The 24,846-nt window shown below is 60.9% G+C and carries 23 protein-coding genes and 1 tRNA gene; 5 read left to right on the top strand and 19 right to left on the bottom strand.

The genetic code is table 11. The features are described from left to right. Nucleotides 1–18: 18 nt before the first annotated feature. Nucleotides 19–1,110, bottom strand: a complete 1,092-nt coding sequence (locus K315_RS0101420) for a zinc-dependent alcohol dehydrogenase family protein (RefSeq protein WP_029575853.1) — start codon at nucleotides 1,108–1,110, stop codon at nucleotides 19–21. 99 nt (nucleotides 1,111–1,209) lie between these two features. Beyond that, nucleotides 1,210–1,938: a carboxymuconolactone decarboxylase family protein gene (locus tag K315_RS0101415; RefSeq protein ID WP_029575852.1), complete on the bottom strand. Its 729-nt coding sequence runs from the start codon at nucleotides 1,936–1,938 to the stop codon at nucleotides 1,210–1,212. 211 nt (nucleotides 1,939–2,149) lie between these two features. Between K315_RS0101415 and K315_RS0101410 the strand changes: the two genes are divergently transcribed. From K315_RS0101410 to K315_RS0101400, 3 genes are all read left to right on the top strand, one after another. Next, a complete protein-coding gene (locus tag K315_RS0101410; protein ID WP_029575851.1) occupies nucleotides 2,150–3,373 on the top strand; it encodes a ribonuclease H family protein in 1,224 nt (407 codons plus the stop codon). A 243-nt stretch (nucleotides 3,374–3,616) separates the two neighbouring features. Further along, on the top strand, nucleotides 3,617–4,315 hold the full coding sequence (gene rpiA / locus K315_RS0101405) for a ribose-5-phosphate isomerase RpiA (protein ID WP_029575850.1): 699 nt from the start codon (nucleotides 3,617–3,619) through the stop codon (nucleotides 4,313–4,315). Between the two features lie 234 nt (nucleotides 4,316–4,549). Continuing rightward, nucleotides 4,550–5,863, top strand: a complete 1,314-nt coding sequence (locus K315_RS0101400) for an O-acetylhomoserine aminocarboxypropyltransferase/cysteine synthase family protein (protein WP_029575849.1) — start codon at nucleotides 4,550–4,552, stop codon at nucleotides 5,861–5,863. 372 nt (nucleotides 5,864–6,235) lie between these two features. On the opposite strand, the gene K315_RS10110 is transcribed toward K315_RS0101400, so the two are convergent. Together K315_RS10110 and K315_RS0101390 are read right to left on the bottom strand one after the other, a co-directional pair. Continuing rightward, nucleotides 6,236–6,325 (bottom strand): 30S ribosomal protein bS22, encoded by a 90-nt coding sequence (locus tag K315_RS10110; RefSeq protein WP_004268639.1) that lies wholly within the window; start codon nucleotides 6,323–6,325, stop codon nucleotides 6,236–6,238. Between the two features lie 114 nt (nucleotides 6,326–6,439). Then, nucleotides 6,440–7,078 carry a hypothetical protein gene (locus K315_RS0101390; RefSeq protein WP_029575848.1) on the bottom strand — a complete coding sequence of 213 codons (639 nt, stop codon included), beginning with the start codon at nucleotides 7,076–7,078 and terminating at the stop codon, nucleotides 6,440–6,442. Nucleotides 7,079–7,180: 102 nt separating this feature from the next. Here K315_RS0101390 and radA point away from each other — a divergent pair, with 102 nt between their 5' ends. Beyond that, nucleotides 7,181–8,605, top strand: a complete 1,425-nt coding sequence (gene radA, locus K315_RS0101385; RefSeq protein ID WP_029575847.1) for a DNA repair protein RadA — start codon at nucleotides 7,181–7,183, stop codon at nucleotides 8,603–8,605. A gap of 97 nt (nucleotides 8,606–8,702) precedes the next feature. On the opposite strand, the gene K315_RS0101380 is transcribed toward radA, so the two are convergent. The 5 genes from K315_RS0101380 to nusA all read right to left on the bottom strand — a co-directional run bounded on the left by K315_RS0101380 (nucleotide 8,703) and on the right by nusA (nucleotide 15,991). Then, nucleotides 8,703–10,016 (bottom strand): riboflavin kinase, encoded by a 1,314-nt coding sequence (locus tag K315_RS0101380; protein ID WP_029575846.1) that lies wholly within the window; start codon nucleotides 10,014–10,016, stop codon nucleotides 8,703–8,705. 109 nt (nucleotides 10,017–10,125) lie between these two features. After that, nucleotides 10,126–11,130, bottom strand: a complete 1,005-nt coding sequence (gene truB, locus K315_RS0101375; protein ID WP_029575845.1) for a tRNA pseudouridine(55) synthase TruB — start codon at nucleotides 11,128–11,130, stop codon at nucleotides 10,126–10,128. Then, a complete protein-coding gene (gene rbfA, locus K315_RS0101370; protein WP_029575844.1) occupies nucleotides 11,123–11,698 on the bottom strand; it encodes a 30S ribosome-binding factor RbfA in 576 nt (191 codons plus the stop codon). The genes truB and rbfA overlap by 8 nt, the downstream gene beginning before the upstream one ends. Nucleotides 11,699–11,934: 236 nt before the next feature. After that, a complete protein-coding gene (gene infB / locus K315_RS0101365) occupies nucleotides 11,935–14,733 on the bottom strand; it encodes a translation initiation factor IF-2 (RefSeq protein WP_029575843.1) in 2,799 nt (932 codons plus the stop codon). 193 nt (nucleotides 14,734–14,926) lie between these two features. Further along, entirely contained in the window at nucleotides 14,927–15,991 is a 1,065-nt protein-coding gene (gene nusA, locus K315_RS0101360; RefSeq protein WP_029575842.1) for a transcription termination factor NusA, read from the bottom strand. Between the two features lie 159 nt (nucleotides 15,992–16,150). Between nusA and K315_RS0101355 the strand changes: the two genes are divergently transcribed. Then, nucleotides 16,151–16,966: a hypothetical protein gene (locus K315_RS0101355; RefSeq protein ID WP_152571381.1), complete on the top strand. Its 816-nt coding sequence runs from the start codon at nucleotides 16,151–16,153 to the stop codon at nucleotides 16,964–16,966. 956 nt (nucleotides 16,967–17,922) lie between these two features. Here K315_RS0101355 and K315_RS0101350 read toward each other — a convergent pair. From K315_RS0101350 to secY, 10 genes are all read right to left on the bottom strand, one after another. After that, nucleotides 17,923–18,008, bottom strand: a tRNA-Ser gene (locus tag K315_RS0101350). Nucleotides 18,009–18,172: 164 nt separating this feature from the next. Beyond that, entirely contained in the window at nucleotides 18,173–19,072 is a 900-nt protein-coding gene (truA, locus tag K315_RS0101345; protein ID WP_029575840.1) for a tRNA pseudouridine(38-40) synthase TruA, read from the bottom strand. 195 nt (nucleotides 19,073–19,267) lie between these two features. Next, entirely contained in the window at nucleotides 19,268–19,915 is a 648-nt protein-coding gene (gene rplQ / locus K315_RS0101340; RefSeq protein WP_015450947.1) for a 50S ribosomal protein L17, read from the bottom strand. Nucleotides 19,916–19,992: 77 nt separating this feature from the next. Continuing rightward, on the bottom strand, nucleotides 19,993–20,991 hold the full coding sequence (locus tag K315_RS0101335) for a DNA-directed RNA polymerase subunit alpha (RefSeq protein ID WP_015450948.1): 999 nt from the start codon (nucleotides 20,989–20,991) through the stop codon (nucleotides 19,993–19,995). Nucleotides 20,992–21,070: 79 nt separating this feature from the next. Further along, the gene (gene rpsK, locus K315_RS0101330; RefSeq protein WP_015450949.1) at nucleotides 21,071–21,469 is read right to left on the bottom strand and encodes a 30S ribosomal protein S11; all 399 of its coding nucleotides are present in this window, start codon (nucleotides 21,467–21,469) and stop codon (nucleotides 21,071–21,073) included. A gap of 77 nt (nucleotides 21,470–21,546) precedes the next feature. Beyond that, on the bottom strand, nucleotides 21,547–21,924 hold the full coding sequence (rpsM, locus tag K315_RS0101325) for a 30S ribosomal protein S13 (protein WP_015450950.1): 378 nt from the start codon (nucleotides 21,922–21,924) through the stop codon (nucleotides 21,547–21,549). Nucleotides 21,925–22,049: 125 nt separating this feature from the next. Continuing rightward, nucleotides 22,050–22,163 (bottom strand): 50S ribosomal protein L36, encoded by a 114-nt coding sequence (gene rpmJ, locus K315_RS10105; protein ID WP_003814578.1) that lies wholly within the window; start codon nucleotides 22,161–22,163, stop codon nucleotides 22,050–22,052. Between the two features lie 20 nt (nucleotides 22,164–22,183). Then, nucleotides 22,184–22,402: a translation initiation factor IF-1 gene (gene infA, locus K315_RS0101320; RefSeq protein WP_015450951.1), complete on the bottom strand. Its 219-nt coding sequence runs from the start codon at nucleotides 22,400–22,402 to the stop codon at nucleotides 22,184–22,186. Between the two features lie 156 nt (nucleotides 22,403–22,558). Continuing rightward, nucleotides 22,559–23,119 carry an adenylate kinase gene (locus K315_RS0101315; protein WP_029575839.1) on the bottom strand — a complete coding sequence of 187 codons (561 nt, stop codon included), beginning with the start codon at nucleotides 23,117–23,119 and terminating at the stop codon, nucleotides 22,559–22,561. A gap of 200 nt (nucleotides 23,120–23,319) precedes the next feature. After that, on the bottom strand, nucleotides 23,320–24,657 hold the full coding sequence (gene secY / locus K315_RS0101310; RefSeq protein WP_029575838.1) for a preprotein translocase subunit SecY: 1,338 nt from the start codon (nucleotides 24,655–24,657) through the stop codon (nucleotides 23,320–23,322). Nucleotides 24,658–24,846 lie beyond the last annotated feature (189 nt).

Below are 24,846 nucleotides of genomic sequence, written 5' to 3'. Positions count from 1 at the left end.
CAATGGCACGGTTCGGCGTCAGCCTTCGACTTCGGGCACCTTCACCAACGCCTTGATCACGCGGCGCGCATCCATGTCGGCGTAAGCCTGCGGCACCTCGTCCAGGGTGTACGTCTTGGTGAAGACGCGTCCGGGATGAATGTTGCCGGCGAGCACTTCGCGCAACAGACGCTGACGGGCGTAGGTGCGTACGGGAGCCGGGCCGCCCTTGATGCCGATGTTGCGGTAGAAAGTGGTATCCGCCGGGATCTGCACGTCGTGCGGCAGACCCACGCGGCCGATGACAGCACCCGGACGGCCGACACGCAACGCGGTGTTGAACGACTGGGCGGAACCGACGCATTCGAGCACGGCATCGGCACCGGAGCCGGTGAGTTCCATGACGCGCGCGACGGCCGCGTCATCACGCTCGGGGACGATGTCGGTGGCACCGAATTCGCGGGCGATGGCGGCGCGATCCTCGTGACGGCTCATGGCAATAATGCGGGTGGCGCCCAGCAATTTCGCAGACAACACGCCGCACAGGCCCACCGCGCCGTCACCGAACACGACGGCGGTGTATCCGGGCTTGACTTCGGCGCTGACAGCCGCATGGTAACCGGTGCCCATCACGTCGGAGAGGGTCAGCAGATCGGCAAGCATCTCATCGGTGAAGTCCTCCGGGCCGGCTGGCGCGCCTGGAATATCGCCGGTGGCGAGCGCCTCGGACACGTTGACGACAGTGCCGTCGGCGTGCGGGACGCGCAGGTATTCGCTCTGGCAGCCCTCACCCTCGGCGCCGCCGAAGTAGCCGCCGTTCAGGCAGCTGGACTCGAATCCAGCCTTGCACGCCGCGCATTCGCCGCAACTGATGGGGAACGGCACGATGACGAAATCGCCAGGTTTGGCGACGGTCACATCGGCGCCGATTTCAGTCACGACGCCGATGGATTCATGACCAATCGGCGTTCCGGCGGAGTTAGCATCCTGGCTGCGGTATGGCCACAGATCGGACCCGCACACGCAGGTGCGCACGACGCGGATAATCAGGTCGTCCGGGTTCTTGATAGTAGGAATCGGACGTTCTTCGACACGCACATCGCGCGGGCCGTAATAGATGGTTGACTTCATGGTTGCTCCTTTGTATTGGGGTATTGCACTGGATTGAATGATGTATCGGTGCCGGTCAGCGGCAGACCGGCAGACGGCTCACGCGTCACGCGGCATACATCACGCGTTGAGCTTGTCGTACTCGGTCTGGTCAAGAAACTCCTGCCAGTCCACAACCGACCCGTCATCGCCGGCCGGTGTGATGGCGATATGAGTGAGCGTGGAATCCGCCGCAGCCCCATGCCAATGTCGCACGTTCGGCGGGCAGACCACCACATCGCCGGCGTGCAGTTCGTGGGGCGGCTGTCCCTCCTGCTGCTCCCAGCCGTGGCCGGCGGTGACCAGCAGAATCTGCCCCTTGGGGTGCGTATGCCAGCGGTTGTAGCATCCGCGGTCAAAGGTCACATTACCCGAGCCCGCAGCCGGCAGGCCGCCGAGCATCTGCAGCCAGGCGTGGCCGGTGAAGTTCGGCCCGTCCGCCGGCTCGCCCAAGGCGAAGGGGCCATGCACGGGCGCCGGTTCGGTGGCATCGTCGCCGTAGACCTTGCGCACGATGCCGAACGCGCTCCACGCCTTGGGCCAGCCTGCATAGAACGCGAGCTGGGTGACGATCTCCACCATCTCGTCGCAGGTCACGCCGTTCTTCTTGGCCAGCGCGATATGGGATTCCAGTTGCGGGAACAGCCCCTGCGCCATCAACGCCGCGCATGTGACCATGCTGCGGTCGTGCAGCGACAGCGAATCCTCGCGGCTCCACACCTCGCCGAACAGCACGTCGTCGTTGAGATGCGCGAACACCGGGGCGAGATCGCCAAGATTGTCACGCCCTGCGGTCTGTTTGATTGCCATGCCTGCCACCTTGCCTTTCTGCGGACCGGTTTGCTCCGGATTCCCGGATCATTCCGGGTTTCCAAGCGTCCAGCCGTTCGGGGTGCCCGGAGCGCCGCCGTATCCGCGATGTGATACCTCAACCCTAAAGGTTCAAGTTCACTTGAAGTCAAACGGCGACACGCCGGGATAATCAAGCGACCGTATCCCACCCCCTCCGTAAGGTGGAGGCATGACGATCACGGTTTCGACGGATGGATCAGCACTAGGCAATCCGAACGGTCCGATGGGGTGGGCATGGGCCGACCATACGCCGCACGCGGGCGGGACGCCCGGGCATGAGCATGAGGGCGATTGCGATGCAGGCGGCGCCTCCAACGGCACCAATCAGATCGGTGAGCTGTGCGCGGTGCTTGAAGCCTTGCGCGCTCATCCAGGCGCTGAGCCGCTCGTCATCGAATCCGACTCGCAGTATGCCATCAACTGTTCCACGACCTGGGTGCGCGGTTGGAAAAAGCACGGTTGGAAAAACTCGCAGGGCAAGCCGGTGAAGAACCGCGAGCTCATCGCCGCCATCGACCGTGAGATCTCGCAACGGCCTGGACCGGTGAAATTCGTGTGGGTCAAGGGGCACAACAATAATCCCGGCAACGAGAAAGTCGATCATCTGGCCCACGGGTACGCGGGTGACTGCCGCAGCGGCGTCAAACCGGGGTATCTGCCGCTTGAGGGCTGGCAGTCGCTGCTCGCCTCCGAATACGCCAAAGGCACCATCGTGCCCGAGGATGCGCACATGCTGATGGAAGGCAGGATTTCCGCCGCCGAATACCATCTGGGACGCGCCGAAGACACCGGCGGCGTGCCCGGCGCGGGCGACGGACAACGCACAGACAGAGGACAGAGCGCAGACGGCGGGCCGGTTTCGCGGACTTCCTCCGGCAGCGGGCGCGCCGAATCGCTGGCTGAGCGGCTGGCTGAGCCCGAGGGTGTACCGGACGATTTGCCGGATTATCACGCCACTGCAGGGTCGGTGGATGCGATAGACACTGCGGATAGTGCGACCACAGCAATCGCCGCCAACAAGGACAATACGGCTTCCGATACTCCATCGGTCTCCGATGTTGCACCAGCCGCCATTGATTCCGCCACCACCGCAACCGCCGAGGCCGCCGAATCAGGCAACAGCGAGATAGCGACATCCCCCGCTGCCGGCCAAGCCGCACCCACGCACAACACCGCCGCCGCATCCGTCACGCCCGCACCATCAGGCGTAAACCGTCTACGCCCGGTCCCGGGTCTGACGCTTTCTGGCACGCTGCGCTTCTCCCCGCCGCCGTCCAGCAGCCCGACATTCAGCGGCGAACCCCGTCGTATTCACGGATTGGTGGAAATCGACGGATACGTGCAAGGTGACGGCTCCATCGAGCTCAACGGCGCCCGGTTCATGCTTGGGTAGGCGGGCGGCCGGCAGTCAGTGGGACGATGGGCCCAATCTCGAAGCATCAAAGGCATCACACCATAGTCGCGCTGTAAGCCGAGCCAGAATTGGGGCCGCACCGCGAAATACCGCCGCATCGATACTATAGAAGCAGGCTTCGGCGCATTATGCGAGGCGAAGCGACATCGTGACAGTCAGCCCGGGGTCGACCCGCGGCAGGCTGCCATGATGTCTGTCATTCAGCGAGCTCAAAGGAGCATTATGGACAAGGCACAGCAAGACGCATTGAAGAAGGCGGCCGGTATCGAAGCCGCGAAGCTCATCCAGGATGGCATGATCGCCGGTCTCGGCACCGGTTCGACCGTGCGCTTCCTGGTGGATGAGCTCGGCCGCCGCGTGCAGGAGGAAGACCTCAAGTTCACCGGTGTCACCACCTCCCGTCGCACGCAGGAGCAGGCCGAGGGCTACGGCATCAAGATCGTGAACATCGACGATGTGGACCACATCGACATCACCATCGACGGCGCCGACGAGGTCGACAAGAACTTCAACGGCATCAAGGGCGGCGGCGCCGCCCTTCTGTGGGAGAAGATTGTGGCGATCAACTCCAACAAGGTCGTGTGGATCGTCGACCAGTCCAAGGTCGTCGACACGATCGGCAAGTTCCCGCTGCCGGTCGAGGTCATTCCCTTCGGCAACGGCCAGGTGATCCGCAAGTTCGAGGCGAAGGGCTACAAGCCGACGCTGCGCCTGGACGCCGAGGGCAAGCCGGTCCTCACCGACGAGAACGACTACGTGGTGGACCTGCACCTCGGGCGCATCGACCACCCGCAGGAGCTGGCCGAGGATCTCATCCACACCGTGGGCGTGGTGGAGCACGGCTTGTTCCTCAACATGGTCGACCAGGTCATCGTCGGCGATCCGGCGGGCCCGCGCGTGCTCACCAACCCGAACAAGTGAGCGTGTAAATCCTCCCTTTCAAACCCCCGCGGGGCAACCCACGGGGGTTTCTTTTACGGCCCTGAGCGGGTATCTGCGGCACAAATCCGCCAGCATACGGCCATTGCCGTCGAGAACCACCCGAATCCGTTACACATCACGCATACGAGAGTCAGTGGAATGGCTGGGGATACACTGAATAGGGTGCGTTGACGTACATCCGATACGATGCCCTATCACAGAAAGGCAAACCCCATGACCGATATGACGGCCGACACGGCAGACGAATCGCATTCCATCGACACCATCTGTGTCCAGGGCGGCTGGCAGCCGAAGAACGGCGAGCCACGCACGCCCCCGATCGTCCAGTCCACCACATTCAAATACACGAGCAGCGAGCAGATGTCCCGACTGTTCGACCTGTCCGAATCCGGGTATTTCTATACCCGTCTGTCCAACCCGACGAACGATGTCGTTGCCAAGAAGATCTGCGAACTCGAGGGCGGCACCGCGGCCATCCTCACGAGCTCCGGTCAGGCGGCGAACTTCTTCGCGCTGTTCAACCTGTGCTCCGCCGGCGACCATATCGTCGCCTCGAACGCCATCTACGGCGGCACATACAACCTCATCAACGTGACCATGCGCCGCATGGGCATCGACTGCACCTTCGTGCACCCGGACTGCACGCCCGAAGAGCTCGACGCCGCGTTCCAGCCCAACACGAAGGCCGTGTTCGGCGAATCCATCGCCAATCCCTCGCTCATGGTGCTTGACTTCGACAAGTTCGCCGCCGCCGCACACAAGCATGGCGTGCCGCTAATCGTCGACAACACCTTCCCGACGCCTGTCAACTGCCGTCCGTTCGAGTACGGCGTCGACATCGTGACGCATTCGACCACCAAGTACATGGACGGCCACGGCTCGTGCGTCGGCGGCGCCATCGTGGATTCCGGCAACTTCGACTGGATGGCCCACGCCGACAAGTTCCCTGGCCTGACCACACCCGACGATTCGTACCACGGCGTGACCTACGCCAAGGAGTTCGGCAACGGCGGCGCGTTCATCACCAAATGCGTGGCGCAGCTCATGCGCGACTTCGGCTCGATCCCCTCGCCGTTCAACTCATGGATCCTCGGCCAGAACCTTGAGGATCTGGGACTGCGCATGAAGCGGCACTGCGAGAACGGCCACAAGGTGGCGAAGTTCCTCAACGAGGATCCACGCATCTCGTGGGTCAACCACCCCGGCCTCGAAACCGACAAATACTATGAGCTCGCGCGCAAGTACATGCCGAACGGCACGTGCGGCGTCATCGCCTTCGGAGTGCCCGGAGGCCGCGACAAGGTCTCCGCGTTCCTCGACCATTTGAAGCTCGTGTCCATCGCCACGCATGTAGCCGATTCGCGCTCGTGCATACTCTACCCGGCCGGCACCACGCACCGTCAGCTCACCGAGCAGCAGCTCAAGGAGGCGGGCGTCGGCATCGACCTCGTGCGTCTGAGCTGCGGCCTAGAAAACGCCGACGATATCATCGCCGACTTGAAGCAGGCCTTGGACGCTGTGCTTTAATCGCCCATGCGCACGGGCCTGTGTGCAGTAATAACGTGAATAGCCGAACCGCGAACGGATGGTAATCCCGCCCGTTCGCGGTTTTCTTTCCCGGCGTGCGGCCACCATGTCAGGTTGCGTATGCCCGAACATTCGCAACCTAATGGATACCACCGGACACCACCTTCTTCCACGGTGTTTTCGCGGCCCCCGCATGCCCAGACATACACAACATGCCTATGCGTTCTCTTGCCAACCCGGTTACGCCGAAGCCGCGTCCGGATGTCACCAGTTCAAGGCAGCCGCTCCGGTAAGGCAAAGAAAAAGCCCCTCCGAAGAGGGGCCTGAGCTGTGAGCTACTCGCAGTACTTGCGCGAGGCTTCACCGGTGCAACTACTTGCGCTGGTGACGAGTCTTACGCAGCAGTTTGCGGTGCTTCTTCTTGCTCATCCGCTTGCGGCGCTTCTTGATGACGGAACCCATCTGAAGCCTCCATTCTTATTACCGAAAGATTGCAACTCGCCTAATACTACACGCATTCGGCGACTTTGGATAACGACATTCCGACGGCACACGCGAAAGCGCACTGCACCTTCGTCACAGCGGGAATTTCTGGCAGAATGTCGTCACCGCATCGCTCGGACCGTTCGCCTGGAATACCGCGGTATCGTTGAGCCAGACAGCAATCGCCTTCTTGTTGTCGGAGGCGTCCTTGCGAATCACATAGCTGCCGGTAGTCTTGCCGCTGACCTTGACATTGCCGGATGCGATCTCGTCGCCAGTCAGCGAGGCGGTCAACGTCTCATACTGCTTTTTCGCATCATCTGCACTGGACCATTGTGCGGTAATCAGTGAGATGTTCTTTGTGTCATCCCCAGTGGAATACGTCATCGTGTACTCTTCCAGCGGTGACGTGGATGTCCAGTTCGCGCTCGGGTTGGCGTCGGTACGCGCATAATTGGCCACACTGTCCGGCATGGCTTTCAGCAGACTGGTCGCGTCAGTGGGCAGAGCTTTCGCCGAAATGGTCGGAGTCGATGGGGCTTTCGCGCTCGCTGACTTCTTGCCGCTCGCCGTCGAGCTGGTGGTCGGCGCACTCGCCGGTGTCGTCGTCTTGTTGAGCGCCCAGCCGGGCCAGATGAATGCCGACAGCAGTGCCAGCACGATAACCACCGCTGCCACTGCGATTACCGCAGTGAGCTTGCCATGGGATGAGGATTGTTGAGTGTTCGCCATACGGTTTATTCTCGCACAGCGGCATGACGCTTGCCCGGCATCATCAGGAACGCACGTTGAGCCCGCCGCGCAATGTCGCGAAAGTTCGCTAGCTTCAGCACTATGGCAAAGACTACGACGCAGTACGTGTGCACAGAATGCGGCTGGAACGGCCCTAAATGGTACGGGCGCTGCCCTGAATGCGGCCAATGGGGCACGGTCGAGGAGTTCCATGAGGCGCGTCCCGCCGCAAAATCGCGCACCGCCGCTCCCGGCCGCACCTCGCGCACGCAGGCGCAGACCGTGGTGGGCGAGGGTACGGTCAAGCCAATCAGCGAAGTCGGCACGGAAAGCGTTGCCCGCATTCCCACCGGATTCGGCGAATTCGACCGTGTGCTGGGCGGCGGCATAGTCCCTGGTTCTGTCGTTCTGGTCGCCGGCGAACCGGGTATCGGCAAATCAACGCTGTTGCTCGAAACTGCGGGGAATGTGGCGCGCACGAACCCGGATGGCACCGTACTGTACCTGTCGGGCGAGGAATCGCAGGCGCAGGTGCGCATGCGCGCCTCACGCATCGATGCGGTGCAGGACAATCTCCTGCTCGCCTCCACCACTGATCTGGCCACCGTTTTGGGGCTGATCGCCCAGGAGCATCCGCGACTCGCCATCGTGGATTCCGCGCAGACTATCGTCTCCCAAGATGTCGATGGCATCTCGGGCGGTTCCACCCAAGTGCGAGAGGTCGCGAGCGCGCTTATCGACACCGCAAAAACCCTTGACATCCCTATTGTCCTGGTCGGTCACGTCACCAAAGACGGTTCGATCGCCGGGCCGCGCACGCTGGAGCATCTGGTCGATGTGGTCTGCCAATTCGAAGGCGACGCCCAAACCGCGCTGCGTATGCTGCACGCGGTGAAAAACCGGTTCGGCCCCACCGACGAGGTTGGCTGCTTCGATATGAGTGGCGAGGGCATAGAAGAGGTGGCCGACCCTTCCGGGCTGTTCCTGTCCGCTTCGCAGGAGACAGTAGACGGCACATGCGTGACCTTCACCCTGGACGGGCATCGCAGCCTGCCAATCGAGTTGCAGGCGCTCGTCACGAAATCCGTATTGCCCACCCCACGTCGTGCGGTTAACGGTGTGGACGGGAACCGTCTGGCGATGCTCACCGCGGTCCTGTACCGTCATGGCAAGGTGAATCTGCTCGCCAATGACGTCTATGTCTCGACCATCGCGGGGGCATCGGCCAAAGAACCGGCGTGCGATTTGGCGATTGTGGCGGCGTTGGCGAGCGCGGCGACCGGTACACCAATCGCACGGTCGACCTGCGCAATCGGGGAGATATCGCTGACCGGCCAGGTGCGCCCTGTCCCCCAGATCGCCCACCGGTTGAGTGAGGCGGCTCGGTTGGGATTCACGCGGGCTGTTGTACCGGCAACCCGTTCGGGCAAGCGGCATGGAGGTGCCGTGCCGAAAGGGATTGAACTCGTTGAGGTGACGTCGTTGCGTGACGCATTGGATGCGCTGGGGCTGTGCAAGAGCCGGTAATCATGCAGTACCGGTAATCACGCAGAACCGGTAATCACGCCCTCGGCCGGCCCATCGGCAGAGGGCGTGACTACCGGTTCTTGTTAGTTCTTGGTATCTACCGTGCGTCCCGGGCGGCGTCCGCAGCCTGCTTGGCGTTGACCGCAAGCTCAGCTTTCAGCGCGTCTACGGAATCGAACTTGATTTGCGGACGCAGGAATCCAGTGAATTCAATGCGAACGCGATGCCCGTACAGGTCAAGCCAGTCATCGGTCACCGCATAGGCTTCGACGACACGTTCCAGCTCGCCGGCTTCGGCTTCGAATGTGGGTTTGGTGCCGATGGAGATGGCCGCGGGCCAGCGATACGGCGAGTGCGGAGCAAGCCGCGATCGAATGGAAGCAAGGTCCAGCGGCTGCGGGATGCTCGCTGCGGGCGCGGTGCGGTCCGCATTTGCAGCATCGGGACAAGCCGCGTCTTGTGTCGTCTGATTCACCACGTCCGCCGACGTCGTGGAATCCTGCGCGTCATCGCCGTTCTTAGGCCCACCCAAGTCAACCAGCCACCCCGCATACACGCCATCGACCGGTAGGAATCCATCAATCTGCGCGTCCAGATTCGCCGTCGGGAAGCCGATGCCACGACCACGCTGCTCGCCGTGAACAACCGTGCCTTCGATGGCATGAAGCGCGCCCAGAATGGCGTTCGCATCCTTAATCCGCCCTTGGGACAGCAGATACCGTACATTCGAGGAACTCCACACTCTAGCCTGCTGGGCTTGATGCTTCTTACTCCACGCGCGCATCTGGGCCTTGGTCATGCCGGCGGTCGGGTCTTTCGGCTCGCCAAGTCCCTCAGGCGCAACATATGCGATATTCTGCGGGATACGCGTGTATCCGGGCCCGCGGTCGTCAACGATGTCCAGTTCGAACACACCGGTGGCAAGCGCAAGATTCTCGATGGCTTTCACATCGCCGGTGCGGCCCGCCCCCATATGCGCGTCCTGCCCCAGCACGAGGGTGCGCATGCCGAGTTTGCCGACCAGCTGGCCGAGGAAGAAACGGAACGATTTCGCCGCGAACGCGAGCGTGTATTGCACGAGCAGCACGTGGTCCACGCCCAGTTCGTCCATGACGCGCAGCCGCTGGTCGACACCCATGAGCCGCTCGGGATCGGCAATATCCGCCGGCGGCTGCTGCCCCTGATGGGTTTTTGCGTACTGATGGACGACACTCGGCCGCGGGTCAAACAGGATGACCACCGAGAAGGCGTTGTTGCGCTTGGCCAATTCAACGGTTCTTCCAATCACCGCACGGTGCCCCTGATGCATGCCGTCGAAGGATCCGACCGTGACGACGGATTTACGGTTGACGCTCAAGGTCGGCCAGTTGACCAGCCCGCTGACGTCGGGAACCAGATTGGTGATGTTCATGCTGTTCCTCTTGTCGTTGTCCCGAAACTCTTGGATGTCTTGGTTGTGATGTCTTGGTTGTCTTCGATGTTTTGGATTCTTGGATTGCCGCGTCCACTCTAGCAAAAGGTCAGGCGGCAGGAAAGACCACCGTCGGGCGCGATTGCGCCGGCGTCCCGCTGTCGGGGACAATGATGGCGACCACGTCTTCCCCGGTATTTGCCGGATGCGCGATGGCGGCTGTGGCACCCGCCACGGTGACGCCAATACTGCGCCCGTACCGCAGATCCTGCGCCTGCTTGTCACTGACATCCACGACGGGCATGGTCATCCGTGCGGCCTGCCCCATGGTCAGGGCGGCGTCCAGGAGCTGCTCCTTCGTAGTATCAAGCCGGGCCCTCATGCGGGTTTCGTGCCGTCCGTCGCGCGTGGTGAAGCTATGTTCCTCGCTGCGGGCGGGCAAGACATGCGGTCCTTCGAGGCTGAACGCGCCGACATGGGTGCGCCGCAACCGGGTGAGGTATCCGCCGACCCCGAGGATATGGCCCAGATCGCGGGCGAGCGCCCGAATATACGTGCCCGCAGAGCATGCGACACGCACGTCGATATCGCGCGTGCCCTGCGCCGCATCCGGTTCATGGACGGCGAGCACGTCGAAGCTGTCGATGGTCACTTGGCGAGGCTCGAGGGCCACCTCCTTGCCTTCGCGGGCGAGATCGTAGGCGTGTTTGCCGTTGATTTTCACTGCGGAGTAGGAGCTCGGGACCTGGCTAATCTCCCCCATCAGGTGGGTGTTAACCGCCTGTTCAATCGCTTCCCGGGAAAGCGCGGCGATTTGCGCGCGCACGTGTTCGCGTTCCTCGGCAGGCCACTCGATGATTTCGCCTTCGGCATCCTCGGTGGTGGTGCGCAGCCCGAGCCGGATAGTCGCTTCATAGGTCTTGTGATGGTCGACGATGTAGTTGAGCAGCCGGGTGACGTAGCCGAACCCGATGACCAACACGCCGGTGGCCATCGGGTCGAGCGTGCCTGCGTGGCCGACGCGTTTCACGTGAAGCACCGACCGTACCGCGGCAACGACGTCATGGCTCGTGACCCCTTGCGGCTTGTCAATGACGATGAGGCCGTCAGGCATCCTGCCCGCCTGTCAGCCCGCTGTCGGTATCGTCATGTTCGTCGCCGGTATCGACGGCGTCGTCGGATTCCTCACCGTAGTTGTCGTCGTCATAAGCATCGTAATCATCATCCTCGGCCCATCGGTTCTCCCGCTCCTCGGGATGCTTGTACGGATCGGCTTCGCCGGCGTACTGGGCGTGTTCGCGGCTTTTCGCGAGTTCCTCGTCACGACGACGGGCGGTGACCAGAATATCTTCGATTTCGGTCGCCTCTCCCGGCACCTCGTCGAACTTGAACTTGAGTTCCGGGGTAAGTCGCAGCCCCACCTTGCGACCGACCAGCGTGCGCAGACGGCCTTTCGCCTGATTGAGCGACTGCTGGGCGCGCTTGCGTTCACCCTGCTCCTTGCCGTCGTGGCCGAGCTGGGTCCAGTAGATGGTGGCGATCTGCAAATCGTTGGTGACCCGCACGTCGGTGATGGTCACGCTGTGGAGCCGTTCGTCGTGCAGCTGGCGTTCCAACGCGGATGCGACCACACGCTGGATGAGCGCCGCGATGCGCGCCGCCCGTGGATTCGTCCCTGCCAATGGTGTTCCTTTCTAAGAGTTCTAGGAGCCGGTCTGTTCGAGGCCGGTCTGATACGTTCGTTGGTTTGATATTCCCACAGCCCAGTCACGTGTGTCTATTTCAGGCTGAGGGCGTAACCGTCCGCGGGCAGTCTTCATGTCTTCAGTTGCGCAACAGGCCAGTGCGCCGATGGAGTGCACTGGCCTGTTACCTGGTGTTCCGAACCGTTGTGGGCGGCCTGGGCCGTCCAAAACGGCTACTTGCGTTCGATTTCGCGCATCTCGAAGGTCTCGATGATGTCGCCGATCTCGATGTCGTTGAAGGTGCCGAGGTTGATACCGGCTTCGTAGCCTTCCTTGACCGACTGGACGTCGTCCTTGAAACGGCGCAGCGAGGAAATCTCCAGGTCGTTGACCGTGGCGACCCCGTTGCGCAGGATGCGACACTTCGTACCACGCTTGACCTCGCCGTCCTGAACCATGACGCCGGCGATGTTGCCGAACTTGGAGGAGCGGAAGATTTCGCGGATCTCGGAGTGCGAGGTGACGACTTCCTCGTATTCGGGCTTGAGCATGCCCTTCAAGGAGGCTTCGACATCCTCGATGGCCTTGTAGATGATCGAGTAGTACTTGATCTCCACGCCTTCGCGTTCCGCCAGATCGGCGACCTGACGGTTCGGGCGCACGTTGAAGCCGATGATGACGGCCTTGTCGACGCTCGCCAGGTTGACATCGTTCTGCGTGATGGCACCGACACCGCGGTGGATGACCTGGATGCCGACTTCCTCGGACACATCGATCTTCATGAGCGAATCCTCAAGGGCCTCGACAGAGCCAGAGGAATCGCCCTTGATGACGATATTGAGCATATCCACTTCGGACTTGGCGAACTGCTCCTTGAGGCTTTCGAGCGAAACCACCTTGCGGCGCTTGGCCAGCTGGGCCGCGCGTTCGGTGGCCTGACGCTTCTCGGCGATCTGGCGTGCCGCACGGTCGTCAGGGGCGACCAGGAACAGGTCGCCTGCGGTCGGCACGGAAGTCAGGCCGAGCACCTGGACAGGCGTGGACGGGGCTGCGGCCTTCATATGATTGCCGTTCTCGTCGAGCATGGCACGCACGCGGCCGTACGAAGTACCGGCCACGATAGCGTCACCCACATGGAGGGTGCCGGACTGCACGAGCACGGTCGCCACAGCACCGCGACCCTTGTCGAGTCGGGCTTCAACGGTGGCACCTCGGGCATCCATATCGGGGTTGGCCCGCAAATCAAGCTCTGCGTCGGCGGTGAGCAGCACCGCTTCGAGCAGCTTATCGACATTCGTGCCCTGCTTGGCGGAGATATCGACGAACATGGTGTTGCCGCCGTACTCCTCTGGCACGAGGCCAAATTCGGTAAGCTGTCCGCGTACACGCTCCGGGTTGGCGCCCGGCTTATCGATCTTGTTAACCGCGACCACAATCGGGACGTTCGCCGCCTGCGCGTGGTTGATCGCCTCAACGGTCTGGGGCATGACGCCGTCATCCGCGGCGACCACGAGGATCGCGATATCGGTGAGTTCGGCGCCACGGGCACGCATAGCGGTGAAGGCTTCGTGGCCAGGGGTATCGAGGAAGGTAATCTTGCGCGATTCACCATCAAGCTTGACCGTCACCTGGTATGCGCCGATGCGCTGGGTAATGCCGCCGGCCTCACGAGCGACCACGTTGGTCTTGCGGATGGTGTCCAGCAAGCGGGTCTTACCGTGATCGACATGGCCCATGACCGTGACCACAGGCGGACGCGGCTTGAGGTTCTCGTCGTCCTGCAGCTCTTCCTCATCAAGGTCGATGTCGAACTGCTGCAGCAGCTCCTTGTCTTCCTCTTCAGCGGAGACGATCTCGATGTTCCAGCCGATTTCCTCACCAAGAATCTGGAAAGTCGCCTCGTCGAGGGACTGGGTCGCCGTGGCCATCTCACCGAGATGGAACAGGACGGTGACGAGCGCCGCCGGATTGACGTTGATTTTCTCAGCAAGATCAGCAAGGGACGCGCCCTGACGCAGACGCACAGTCTGGCCGTTGCCTGCGGGGATACGCACACCGGCGATGACCGGGGCCTTCATCTCCTGATATTCATGACGCTTCGCGAGACGGTTCTTGCGTGCCTTCGAGGACTTGCCGCCCTGACGACCGAATGCACCTGCGGCACCGCCACGACCACGGCCGCCGCCGCGAGATGGACCAGCATTGCCGCCACTGTTCTGGAAGCCGCCGCCGAAATGATCGCCGCTTCCACCGCGGTTTGCGCCGGCACCTTGGCCAGGACGATGCTGGCCCCACTGCCCCGGACGAGCACCGCGGCCGTTGCTGAAACCATTGCGGCCGCCACGGCCACGGCCTCCACGACCACCTTCGACAGTCGGGCGCGCCATGGGGTGCGGACGCGGGATGTCACCCGGAGTGGGCACGTGCATGCCCTGCTTGCGGCTGAACGGATTGTTGCCCGGACGCGGCCCCGGAGTCGCGGCATGCGGCGTACCGGAACGCTGTTGCGACGCGGCGCCTTGGGCTCCGCGCGACGCGTGTGGACCGCTGGCCCCTGGGCGAGGGCCATTACGACGCGGATTGTGACCCGGACGGCCTTGCTCACCGTTACGGGAATTGCGTCCCTCGCGGTTGTCACGACGGTCGTCACGGCGCTGGGGACGGTCAGGACGACCACCCTGCTGGGAACGCTGGCCGGCATGAGGCCCCGGATGCGGTGCACCCGGCTTCGGCACATGCAGATGTGCCGGCCCCGGCTTCGCGGCATTGCTCTCGCTTGATGCCTGCGACTGCTCCTGATGATGCTCGGAGTGTTGCGGACGCGGTGCAGCCTTTGCACCTTGCTTCTTATCGTTTGGCTTATTGGATGCTTCCTGCTTCGGGAAGGATGCCTTCAGACGACGAACGACCGGCGCCTCCACGGTAGAAGACGCGGACTTGACGAACTCCCCCATGTCCTTGAGCTTCTCAAGGACGGTTTTGCTGTCAACGCCAAGCTCCTTGGCCAGTTCATATACGCGCTGTTTTGCCACTCAGTTTTCTCCTATTCCATGACTGCGCGCATATGCGCAGTCACACTTCGATGATGGCGAGCTTACCTTGTCTCATCGTGCGACCATGATCTGTTACCTCGTCTCCGTGTCACGGCCCGGAAGTATGGACTGCCGGGCCCGGATTGCCGCAATCCAGCATACCGGAGACTGTGGATTGCGGCGCGAGCCGTGTCTACTTGTTTTCAGCCGATTGTGACGCGCCTGCCTCGGCTGCCCGTTCGGCGGCGAGCTTCGCCTTATGCTGCTCGGCAGACTCGATGCCGATCTTCCAACCGGTAAGCTTCGCGGCGAGACGGGCGTTCTGCCCTTCCTTGCCGATGGCGAGCGACAGCTGGTCGTCATGGATGAACGCGATGGCGGTCTGGTTCTTCTCACTGATGACCTGCACATCCGTCGCAACCGCAGGTGACAGCGCCGACGCCACAAACTTCGCCGGATCTGCGGACCAATCGACGATATCGATCTTCTCGTGGCCGAGATTCTCCATGACGGCACGCACCCTGGAACCCGCGGGGCCGATCAGCGCGCCCTTCGGATTGACGCCGTCGGTGTTCGCCTTGACCGCGATCTTGGTGCGGGCGCCCGCTTCACGTGCAATCGCCATGATGGACACAGCGCCGGAAACCAGCTCAGGCACCTCACGCTCGAACAGACAACGGACGAGTTCAGGGTGGGAACGGGACACGACAATCTCCGGTCCGCGCAGGCCGCGGGAGACATTGACCACATACACGCGCAGACGTTCGCCGTGACGGTACCGCTCGCCCGGCACCTGCTCGCGACGGGGAAGCAACGCCTCGACATCGCCAACGGCGATATGTACATTGCTCGGATCCTTAGCGTCCTGCTGGACGATACCGGTGATCAGCTTGCCTTTCTGCCCTGCGAAGGCGCCAAGCACACGGTCATCCTCAGCCTTGCGGAACAGCTGGCTGATGACCTGACGCGCCGTCGCGGCGGCGAGACGACCGAAATCATGCGGGGTGTCGTCATACTCCTCCCCCAACTTCGGCGCCGGATGAGGGTCATCCTCGGTCGGCTCGACCGGAATCTCGTCCTGAGCCCAGATCGTGAACGTGCCTGCACGCTCGTCAAGCTCGACGCGGGCGTGCTTCGCCGCGTGCGGTGTTTTGAGATAAGCCAGTCGCAATGCCTCGGAAAGTGCATCATCCAGCGTCTCGGCGTCAATTCCCTGACCAGCTGCCAGCTGGTGAATACCTGCCAGGTCCAGTTCCATCCTGCAAGACCTCCTATGTGAAGTTATTACCGAGCGCTTTGCCCAATTAGTCACAATTACGTACTACTTTAGATGAGTATGCAGACACGCAGTCCTCTCCTTCGCCGTGCGCGCACTATGTTCAGATACGCCGCCATATGCGTTGCCGCAATCGCGGTGATGACTGCCACGACTGCATGCTCATCCCCCAGAATCGCAGGACGAGCCGAATCGGAATATCAGGAAACCGACTGCGAGCGCTCCTACCGCTCCGCCACCGACAACGACTCCCGCGCACAGCACGGGCCGATCATCGTCAGATACTTGGCGTCATCGCAGTCGGCGCAAGACTGGCAGACCGTCGCGGCAGCATGTCCGCAACGCATCACAGAAGGGGTCATCCGCAGCGCGCAAGCCCAATGGCTGGCCAACAATCTCGCGCAAAGCATCTCACAGACCTACACGGCGAGCGCCCACGACGGCAACGCCCTGCGCAGACAGCGTCTCGATGGGCTGACAGCACTGCCGTTAAGCAAAGCAATTCTTCGCAAACTCGCGCTTGCCGAAGACCGTGCAGGCTCCGCATTGCAAGTGCTCGCCGCCAAAGGGGTGGTCGGCGCGACCCTCACCGCAAGCGACAACCATCATGCCGCCGGGTCGCAGTTGATGTCTATCGCGGGCAATACCGGCGATTTGCGGCAGAAAGAATACGACATATCCAATCTGCTCGCCAATCCGAGCACTGCGACCGACCAATCAACAGGATTGCAGGCGTCCACGGTGTCCATCATCGAAATCGACTGCGCGTTGGAGGAGTTGGCCGCCCTCGCATCCCCCGACAACACCGTCTCGAACACCGGGGCTACAGCAGCCAGCACCCGCACCAATCAGATGCTCGTGTTGGTGCGTCTGATTACGGGGCATTGCTACGAGGCGTTCGCGCAAGGCTACCCGAGCGCCGATTTTGCGGTTTTCGCAAGCAGCAGCAAGCAATGACGCCACACCCGGCATAGTTCGCGATCCCGTGATACCCACGACTCGACGAACTTTGGGTGGTCAGATACATAGGTCCGGCCCATCGGTCTTCTCGTCTCTGTATGCCTGTGTATCAGAAAGTCCGAAAATCTCGCCGAAAATCCTGTGCGAGAGAGATTTTTCGAATAATCTCTCAATATCTCTCCGAGGATGCGAACCCCGCGACTTTTCAGGACCGCCCGATGGCGCGACGAAGGCACGATAAGTTAGAATCGTTGAAATTTCAAGCTTCTGATAATCCTGCCGACATGGCAGCATCGTGCTGAATGCTCAATATCTCCCCAAAACTGCCACCGACGAGAGATATTCGGACTTTCTTCTCAATATCTCTCGAATTCCACACGAAAACGCGGGATATTGAGATTCGCATATCCGCAGATCGCTCAGACTGGACTGTGGCCCCCGACTCCCGTGTGCGGGAGAAGCACGTCCACGTCCGGTCGAAAAGCTTTCAGGCCCGCCCAGGAGCCATAATGTCGGTTTACGTATGCCCCGTCATACGCCGCATGGCAGACGGGAGACGCCATGCCCAATCCGTGAGCAATATGGCGAGTTGCGTATGTCCGGGAATGCGCAGACCGCAGGGCACAGCCCGGAGCTACCGCTTTCCGACGATATTGTTCAGTTTCGCATGCCGCGGCATACAGGATGCGCACGCAGACCGGAACAATGTTCCAGTCTCCCATACATCTCGCCACGGCATATAGGGACCAAAGTCATTGCCTATCATCCTCACCGGCGCTGCGGCACGCGCCCACCATGCCCCTAATGTGTCCCCCAATATGCGCCGTAACATGTATATGTATGCCACTCGACGCAACCCTGCCTGGTGGGGCGACACGCCGCGAAACCGTTGGAACCATGCGGTTTTCGGCTTGATAACAAGAAACCCCGCGGGTGGAACCCACGGGGTACTGCGGATGAGGCGAGATTCGAACTCGCGGAGGGTTTCGCCCTCACACGCTTTCGAGGCGTGCTCCTTCGACCGCTCGGACACTCATCCAAGTCGCTCGTCACTGCGATGACCGCAGAAAACATGCAACCTGATTATTATAGGACAATTTCACGCGCATCCGTCCCGCGTGTCGCGATGATGCGAGAATATCCCCCACCAAGCTGTTCTCACATGCCGACTCAAGCATGTGCAACTAACGTGCAACCGAACAGCTATTCCAAGGTGCGCTTCGCCCTGATTGCCTCAGCACGCGCAGCCAGTTCGTCATCCGGAGGGTAGGACACGTGCTCCAGCGTCAATCCGCGCGCATCGATAGGCCCGGTTGAACCCTCACGTACCGGCTCGGCCATTTTGTGCGCGAACCAGTCCAAGCTTTTCCTACCTCTGCCTACCTGCACGCAAGCATTAACCAACGAACGCACCATATTGTGGGCGAACGCATCGGCGACGATTGTGAAACAGACCAGCCCTGACTCGAGAACAGACACCCGATACCCTGCCGGATCGGAATCCCCCGACACCAGCGGTGCATCCGGGATTCTGTCCCAGTGGGCGCGCATGACCTCCCTGATGGTTGTTCCCCCGGGATTGGGGGTCGCGAACGAGCCGAAATCGTGCAGGCCTACGGTCATCCGGGCTGCCTCGTTCATTAGGCCTAAATCAAGTCGATCCGGGATTGCCGCCACAAATCCACGCATCCTGGGGTCCACCGGCCGACCTGCATCACAAATCCGATAGACGTAAGTCCGCTCCAGCGCGGAGAATCGTGCGTCAAAACCCTCAGGCGCGCGACTGATGGAGCGGATAACGATATCATCGGGCAACACATGCTTGAGGCGACGCTCCAACGCCTCGACACCATTCGCCTGCATATGTCCGATGCATGAGTCGAGAACCTCGGGCGATATATCGACGTGGCACACCTGCCCCAATGCGTGCACGCCGGTATCGGTTCGGCCGGCGACAGTGACACGAACCTCCCGCTCGTCAGCAAGTCGAAGGATGGTCGCCAACGCGTGTTCCAGTTCGCCTTGTACTGTGCGCAGCTCTGGCTGTCGCGCCCAGCCATGGTATCCGCCGCCATCGTAGGAAAGGTCAATTCTCAATCTCATCGGCACAAGTATACGACCTTGGCATAAATGTGTGCCGTTAATCAAGTGGCACGCGACAGTAAACAGACACATGCGGGATACGTCTCGTGACAATGCCTCCGGTATGCGATCATATACGACAACTGGGGTCGGACCCGTATGGATCCGACCCCAGTCATCAGTGTTGTGCAACAGTCATGGAAGGTGACGGTTCACTCACTTCTCGTCGGCAGCCTTCTCGGCGTCATCAGCCACGTCAGCTTCCTCAGCCTGCTCAGCAGCCTCGGCATCCGCGGCATCCGCGGTCTTGTCGAGGTCAACAGCGGCGGCGTCAGCAGCGGCGACGTCGTTGCCGGACTCGTTGGCGGCCACAGCCTGCTCAACGGCATCATCAGCAGCGCCATCAGCGATCGCGGCATCGGCGGCAGCGGCAACAGCCTCGCTGTCTTCCTTCGCGGCGGTCTTGGCAGCGGCTTCAGCTTCCTTCACGACGGCCTTCTTGGCAACCGGCTCGGTGACGAGCTCGATGATGGCCTGCGGAGCGGAATCACCACGACGCGGAGCAATCTTGACGATGCGGGTGTAGCCGCCCTCGCGCTGTTCCATCTGCTCGGCGATCTCAGTGAAGAGCTTGTGGACGATGGACTTGTCACGAATGACGCGCATCACGCGACGGCGTGAGTGCAGATCACCACGCTTGGCGAAGGTGATCAGGCGCTCGGCCAGCGGACGCAGACGCTTTGCCTTCGGCAGGGTGGTCTTGATGCTGCCGTTACGGAACAGGCTGGTCGCCATGTTCGCGAGCATCAGGCGCTCATGTGCCGGGCTCGACGCCAGACGCGGGCCTTTCTTCGGTTTTGGCATGTTTACTCCTTATTGTTCCCGCTCAGGTGGGCAGATGCCCGAACATCCGATAAGGAACGGTTGGTCAAAGGGGCGGTTCACTCATCTTCCGGCGAGAAGAACGTGCCACCTTCGAGGTTGTTGGTATCAAATCCGCCGAGTGGCGAAGGCTTGAGCGACAGGCCGAAACCTTGCAGCTTCTCCTTGACTTCGTCGATGGACTTCATACCGAAATTGCGGATATCGAGCAGATCCTGCTCGGTGTGGGACACCAGCTCGCCAATGGTGTGAATCCCCTCGCGCTTGAGGCAGTTGTAGCTGCGCTGCGTGAGATTGAGATCCTCGATCGGGATGGACATCTCAGGGTTGGTCTCTTCGGCAACCGGTGCCGGACCAACCTCGACGCCCTCGGCCTGAGCATTGAGCTCACGGCACAAGCCGAAAAGCTCAACCAGGGTCGAGCCGGCCGAAGCCACCGCATCACGCGGCGAAATGGCGGGCTTGGTCTCCACGTCCAGAATGAGCTTGTCGAAGTCGGTGCGCTGTTCCACGCGAGTGGCCTCGACCTTGTAGCTCACCTTGAGAACCGGGGAGTAGATCGAATCGACCGGGATGCGGCCGATCTCATCGTTATCCTGCTTGTTCATCTGAGCAGGCACATAACCGCGGCCGCGTTCGACGGTGAACTCAATCTCGAGTTCGCCATCGTCTTCGAGCGTGGCGATGTGCAGATCCGGATTAGCGATGGTGACGCCGGCAGGCGGCGTGATATCTCCCGCCGTAGCCTCGCCCTTACCGCTTTTGCGCAGATACATGACCACTGGCTCGTCGTATTCGCTGGTCAGCACGATGCCCTTGATGTTGAGCAGGATCTCGGTGACATCCTCGACCACGCCAGGCAGAGTAGTGAACTCATGCAGGGCGCCGGAGATGCGGACCGAAGTGACTGCCGCTCCAGGAATGGAGCTGAGCAGCGTGCGGCGCAGGGAGTTGCCGAGCGTATAGCCGAAGCCAGGCTCGAGCGGCTCGATCACGAAACGTGAGCGCTGTGGATTGAGAGATTCCTCGGTAAGTGTCGGACGCTGTGCGATAAGCACTGTGGTTATCCTTTCAGCTTCTGATCGGTGGTGCACTCACCGGCCATAAGCGGGTTGGATGGGTGGATTGTAAAAGTGCTCAGACGCGACGACGCTTCGGAGGACGAACGCCGTTATGCGCTTGTGGGGTGACGTCGGTGATGGAACCGACCTCGAGTCCGGCGGACTGCAGGGAACGGATGGCGGTTTCACGACCGGAACCCGGGCCCTTCACGAATACGTCGACCTTCTTGACGCCGTGTTCCATCGCCTTGCGGGCAGCGGATTCGGCGGCCATGCCAGCGGCGTACGGCGTGGACTTGCGGGAGCCCTTGAAACCGACATCGCCACCGGACGCCCAGGAGACAACCGCTCCGGACGGGTCCGTAATCGAGATGATGGTGTTATTGAAAGTGGACTTGATGTGCGCCTGCCCGACCGGCACCGACTTGCGGTCCCGGCGACGCGGCTTGCGCGCAGCTTGCTTGTTGGCTGCCATTGACCCTCGTTTCCTAGTAACGAACTTGAATGCCCGGGCGATGAGCTAGTCCGTCTCGTGGCCCGGGGCACGCCACCTTACTTGGTGGCCTTCTTCTTTCCGGCGACCGTACGCTTCGGGCCCTTCCGGGTGCGGGCGTTGGTCTTGGTGCGCTGACCGCGCACAGGAAGTCCCCTACGGTGACGCTGGCCTTGGTAGCAGTTGATCTGGATCTTACGACGGATGTCCGCATCGATTTCACGACGCAGATCGCCTTCGATCTTGTAGTTGGCTTCAAGATAGTCGCGCAGCGTGATGAGCTGCTCATCCGTAAGATCCTTGACGCGGGTATCCGGATTGATTCCGGTCGCGGCAAGCGTTTCCTTCGCACGAGTGCGGCCCACACCAAAGATGTAGGTGAGCGCAATCTCGATACGCTTCTCATTTGGGATGTCGACTCCGGCAAGACGTGCCATTGCGATTCCTTTTGTTTTGCGCAGGTCTCACACCGAATCGCCCGGTTTCCCGGCCCGGGCCTGCGTACCCGGGGTTCAGCTTGCGCTGTGATTCAGTGTCTGTTCATATGCCGCTGGAAATCTGCTCAGCCCTGACGCTGCTTGTGGCGCGGGTTCGTGCAGATCACCATGACGCGGCCGTGACGACGGATCACGCGGCAGTTTTCGCAGATCCTCTTCACACTAGGGCTGACCTTCATGGTTTTCCTTTGCTTGTACCTTACTTGTAACGGTACGTAATACGACCGCGGTTCAGATCGTAGGGGCTCATCTCCAGCACAACCCGGTCCTGCGGAAGAATACGGATGTAGTTCTTGCGCATCTTTCCGGAGATCGTTGCCAGCACGATGTGCTTGTTCTCAAGTTCCACGCGAAACATCGCGTTCGGCAGTGCTTCCACCACCTTGCCTTCGACTTCAATCACACCGTCTTTTGCCATGAGCCTCGTTCCGTTCCTCAGACGAATTACTATGGGTATCCGAAGACACACCAAATTGCAATAATACACGAAAAGCTGGTGGTGCAACACACGGCGTGTTGCACCACCAGCTTCGATGATCACGCGGTTCGTCGGGTAACGGACCGGCTTTGATCGTCAGCCGAGCTTGGCGATGATCTCCTTGTTGATGGCTTCGATTTCGCCGACGCCATTGACGCTGACGAGCTTGCCACGGTTGCGGTAGATGTCAAGCAGCGGTGCGGTCTCCTTCGCATAGGTCTCAAGACGCTTCGCAATCGCTTCCGGGGTGTCGTCGGAACGACCTTCCTCGGCTGCACGCTTCTTCATGCGTTCGAGCAGGACATCCTGCGCCGCGTCGAGGGCGACAGCATAATCCAAAGGGGTGCCCAGTTCGTCAAGCATCTTGTCGAGCGCCGCGACCTGGGCGGCGTTACGCGGATACCCGTCAAGAATCCAACCGTTGCGGGTATCGTCTTTGGCTAGACGATCCTTGACGATTGAGTTCGTCAGCTCGTCCGGCACGAGTTCGCCCTTGTCGATATACGTCTGTGCCTGCTTGCCGAGCTCGGTGTGGTTCGTCAGGTTGTAGCGGAAGATATCTCCGGTTGAAATCGCCGGGATGTTGTAATGCTTACTCAGCAGAGCGGCCTGGGTTCCCTTGCCGACGCCCTGCGGTCCCATAATCAGCAGACGCATGGTGTTCCTTTCCTGTGGTTGCTGGCTTGATAAGCCAATGATCCGCGACCTCGAGTCCGGAGCCTAAGGCTCAGATGAGGCCACGCACAATTTACATGTCATACACGGTGATGGTGAAACTGTTATCTGTGCTCACTTTGTGCAGCTGCGGATAACAGTTCGGGTACGGCCCCAAGGACCGTACCCGGTTGTGGTTGTGATTACTTGCCTTCGACGTGCTCGGTGTTCTCGAACAGGAATCCGGTGTACTGGAACTGCTCGGTCTGAGCCTTCGCCTGACGCAGGGTGTCAAGGCCGACTCCTGCGATGATCAGGATCGTCGTGCCACCGAAGGGCAGACGGTTATTCAGCTGCATAGACATGATGAGAACAGTCGGGATGAGTGCCACAAACAGCAGGTAGATGGCGCCCACCGTATCAAGACGGTTCATCACATAGCCAAGATAACGGCTGGTCGCGCTACCGGCACGGATACCCGGGATGAACCCGCCGTAATCCTTCATGTTGTCGGCAACTTCGTCCGGATCGAAGGTGATGGACGTGTAGAAGAAGGTGAAGAACACAATCTGGATGGCATACAGCACGATGTACCACACGGTGGTGGTGCTGGCAAGGTTGGTGTTAATCCACTTGACCCAGCTCTGGTCGCTGTTGCCAAACTGCGCAATCAGTGTCGGGATGGACAGGATCGAGGACGCGAAAATCGGCGGAATAACGCCGCTCATGTTGATCTTGAGCGGCAGGTAGGTGGACGAACCGCCGTACATCTTACGGCCGATCATGCGGCGTGTGTACTGCACCGGAATCCGGCGCTGAGCAAGTTCGACATACACGACAAAAATCATGATGACGAGCAGAACGCCGACGACGATGCCGAACTTGGTCCAGTTGCCGTCCTTGCCATTGGCGCCCCAGCCGATTTCCCACAGCTGCGGCAGGAAGCCGGAGCAGATTGACATGAAGATAAGAATTGACATGCCCTGGCCGATGCCCTTATCGGTGATAAGCTCGGCCATCCACATGATGAAGCCGGTGCCTCCGGTCATGATAAGGGCCATAACGACCAGATTCCATACCGAATCGTTCGGGATAACCTGCGAGCACTGGTAGTTGAACAGCGCACCGGAACGCGCGGTGACTAGGATGGTGGTGGATTGGAGCACCGCCAGGCCGATGGTCAGATAACGGGTGTACTGGGTGAGCTTCGCTTCGCCGGACTGACCTTCCTTGTGCAGCATTTCGAAACGAGGAATGACCACACGCAGCAGCTGGATGACGATGGATGCCGTGATGTACGGCATGACGCCCAGCGCGAAGATCGACAGCTGGAGCATGGCGCCGCCGGAGAAGAGGTTGACCAGACCGATGAAGTTCTCGGATACCGTGCTCATCTTGCCGACGCACTGCTGGACGACTTTGACATCGACACCCGGTGTCGGGATGAATGATCCGATACGGTAAATGATGATCATGCCAAGTACAAAGAGGATCTTGTTCCTCAATTCCTTGGTCTTGAAGGCCTGGATTAACGTCCTCACCTGGGGTTCCTTCCCTTATGTCTTGCGCGAGGAAACCACGCGAACGTGCAATGTCACACTCTAAGTTCCACAGTCTACCCTATGCCGTCTACCTGACGCGCGTCGATGCACGCGAGGCAACGCCGACAGCGTGGTCGAAACCGCGGGTACAGTACTGAATACGATGTGACCCTCTCCTAGTACAGGAGA

Origin of the sequence: Bifidobacterium thermacidophilum subsp. thermacidophilum DSM 15837, assembly GCF_000426425.1 — a bacterium.
Lineage (GTDB): Bacteria > Actinomycetota > Actinomycetes > Actinomycetales > Bifidobacteriaceae > Bifidobacterium > Bifidobacterium thermacidophilum.
This window is presented reverse-complemented; position numbering and strand designations above follow the sequence as displayed.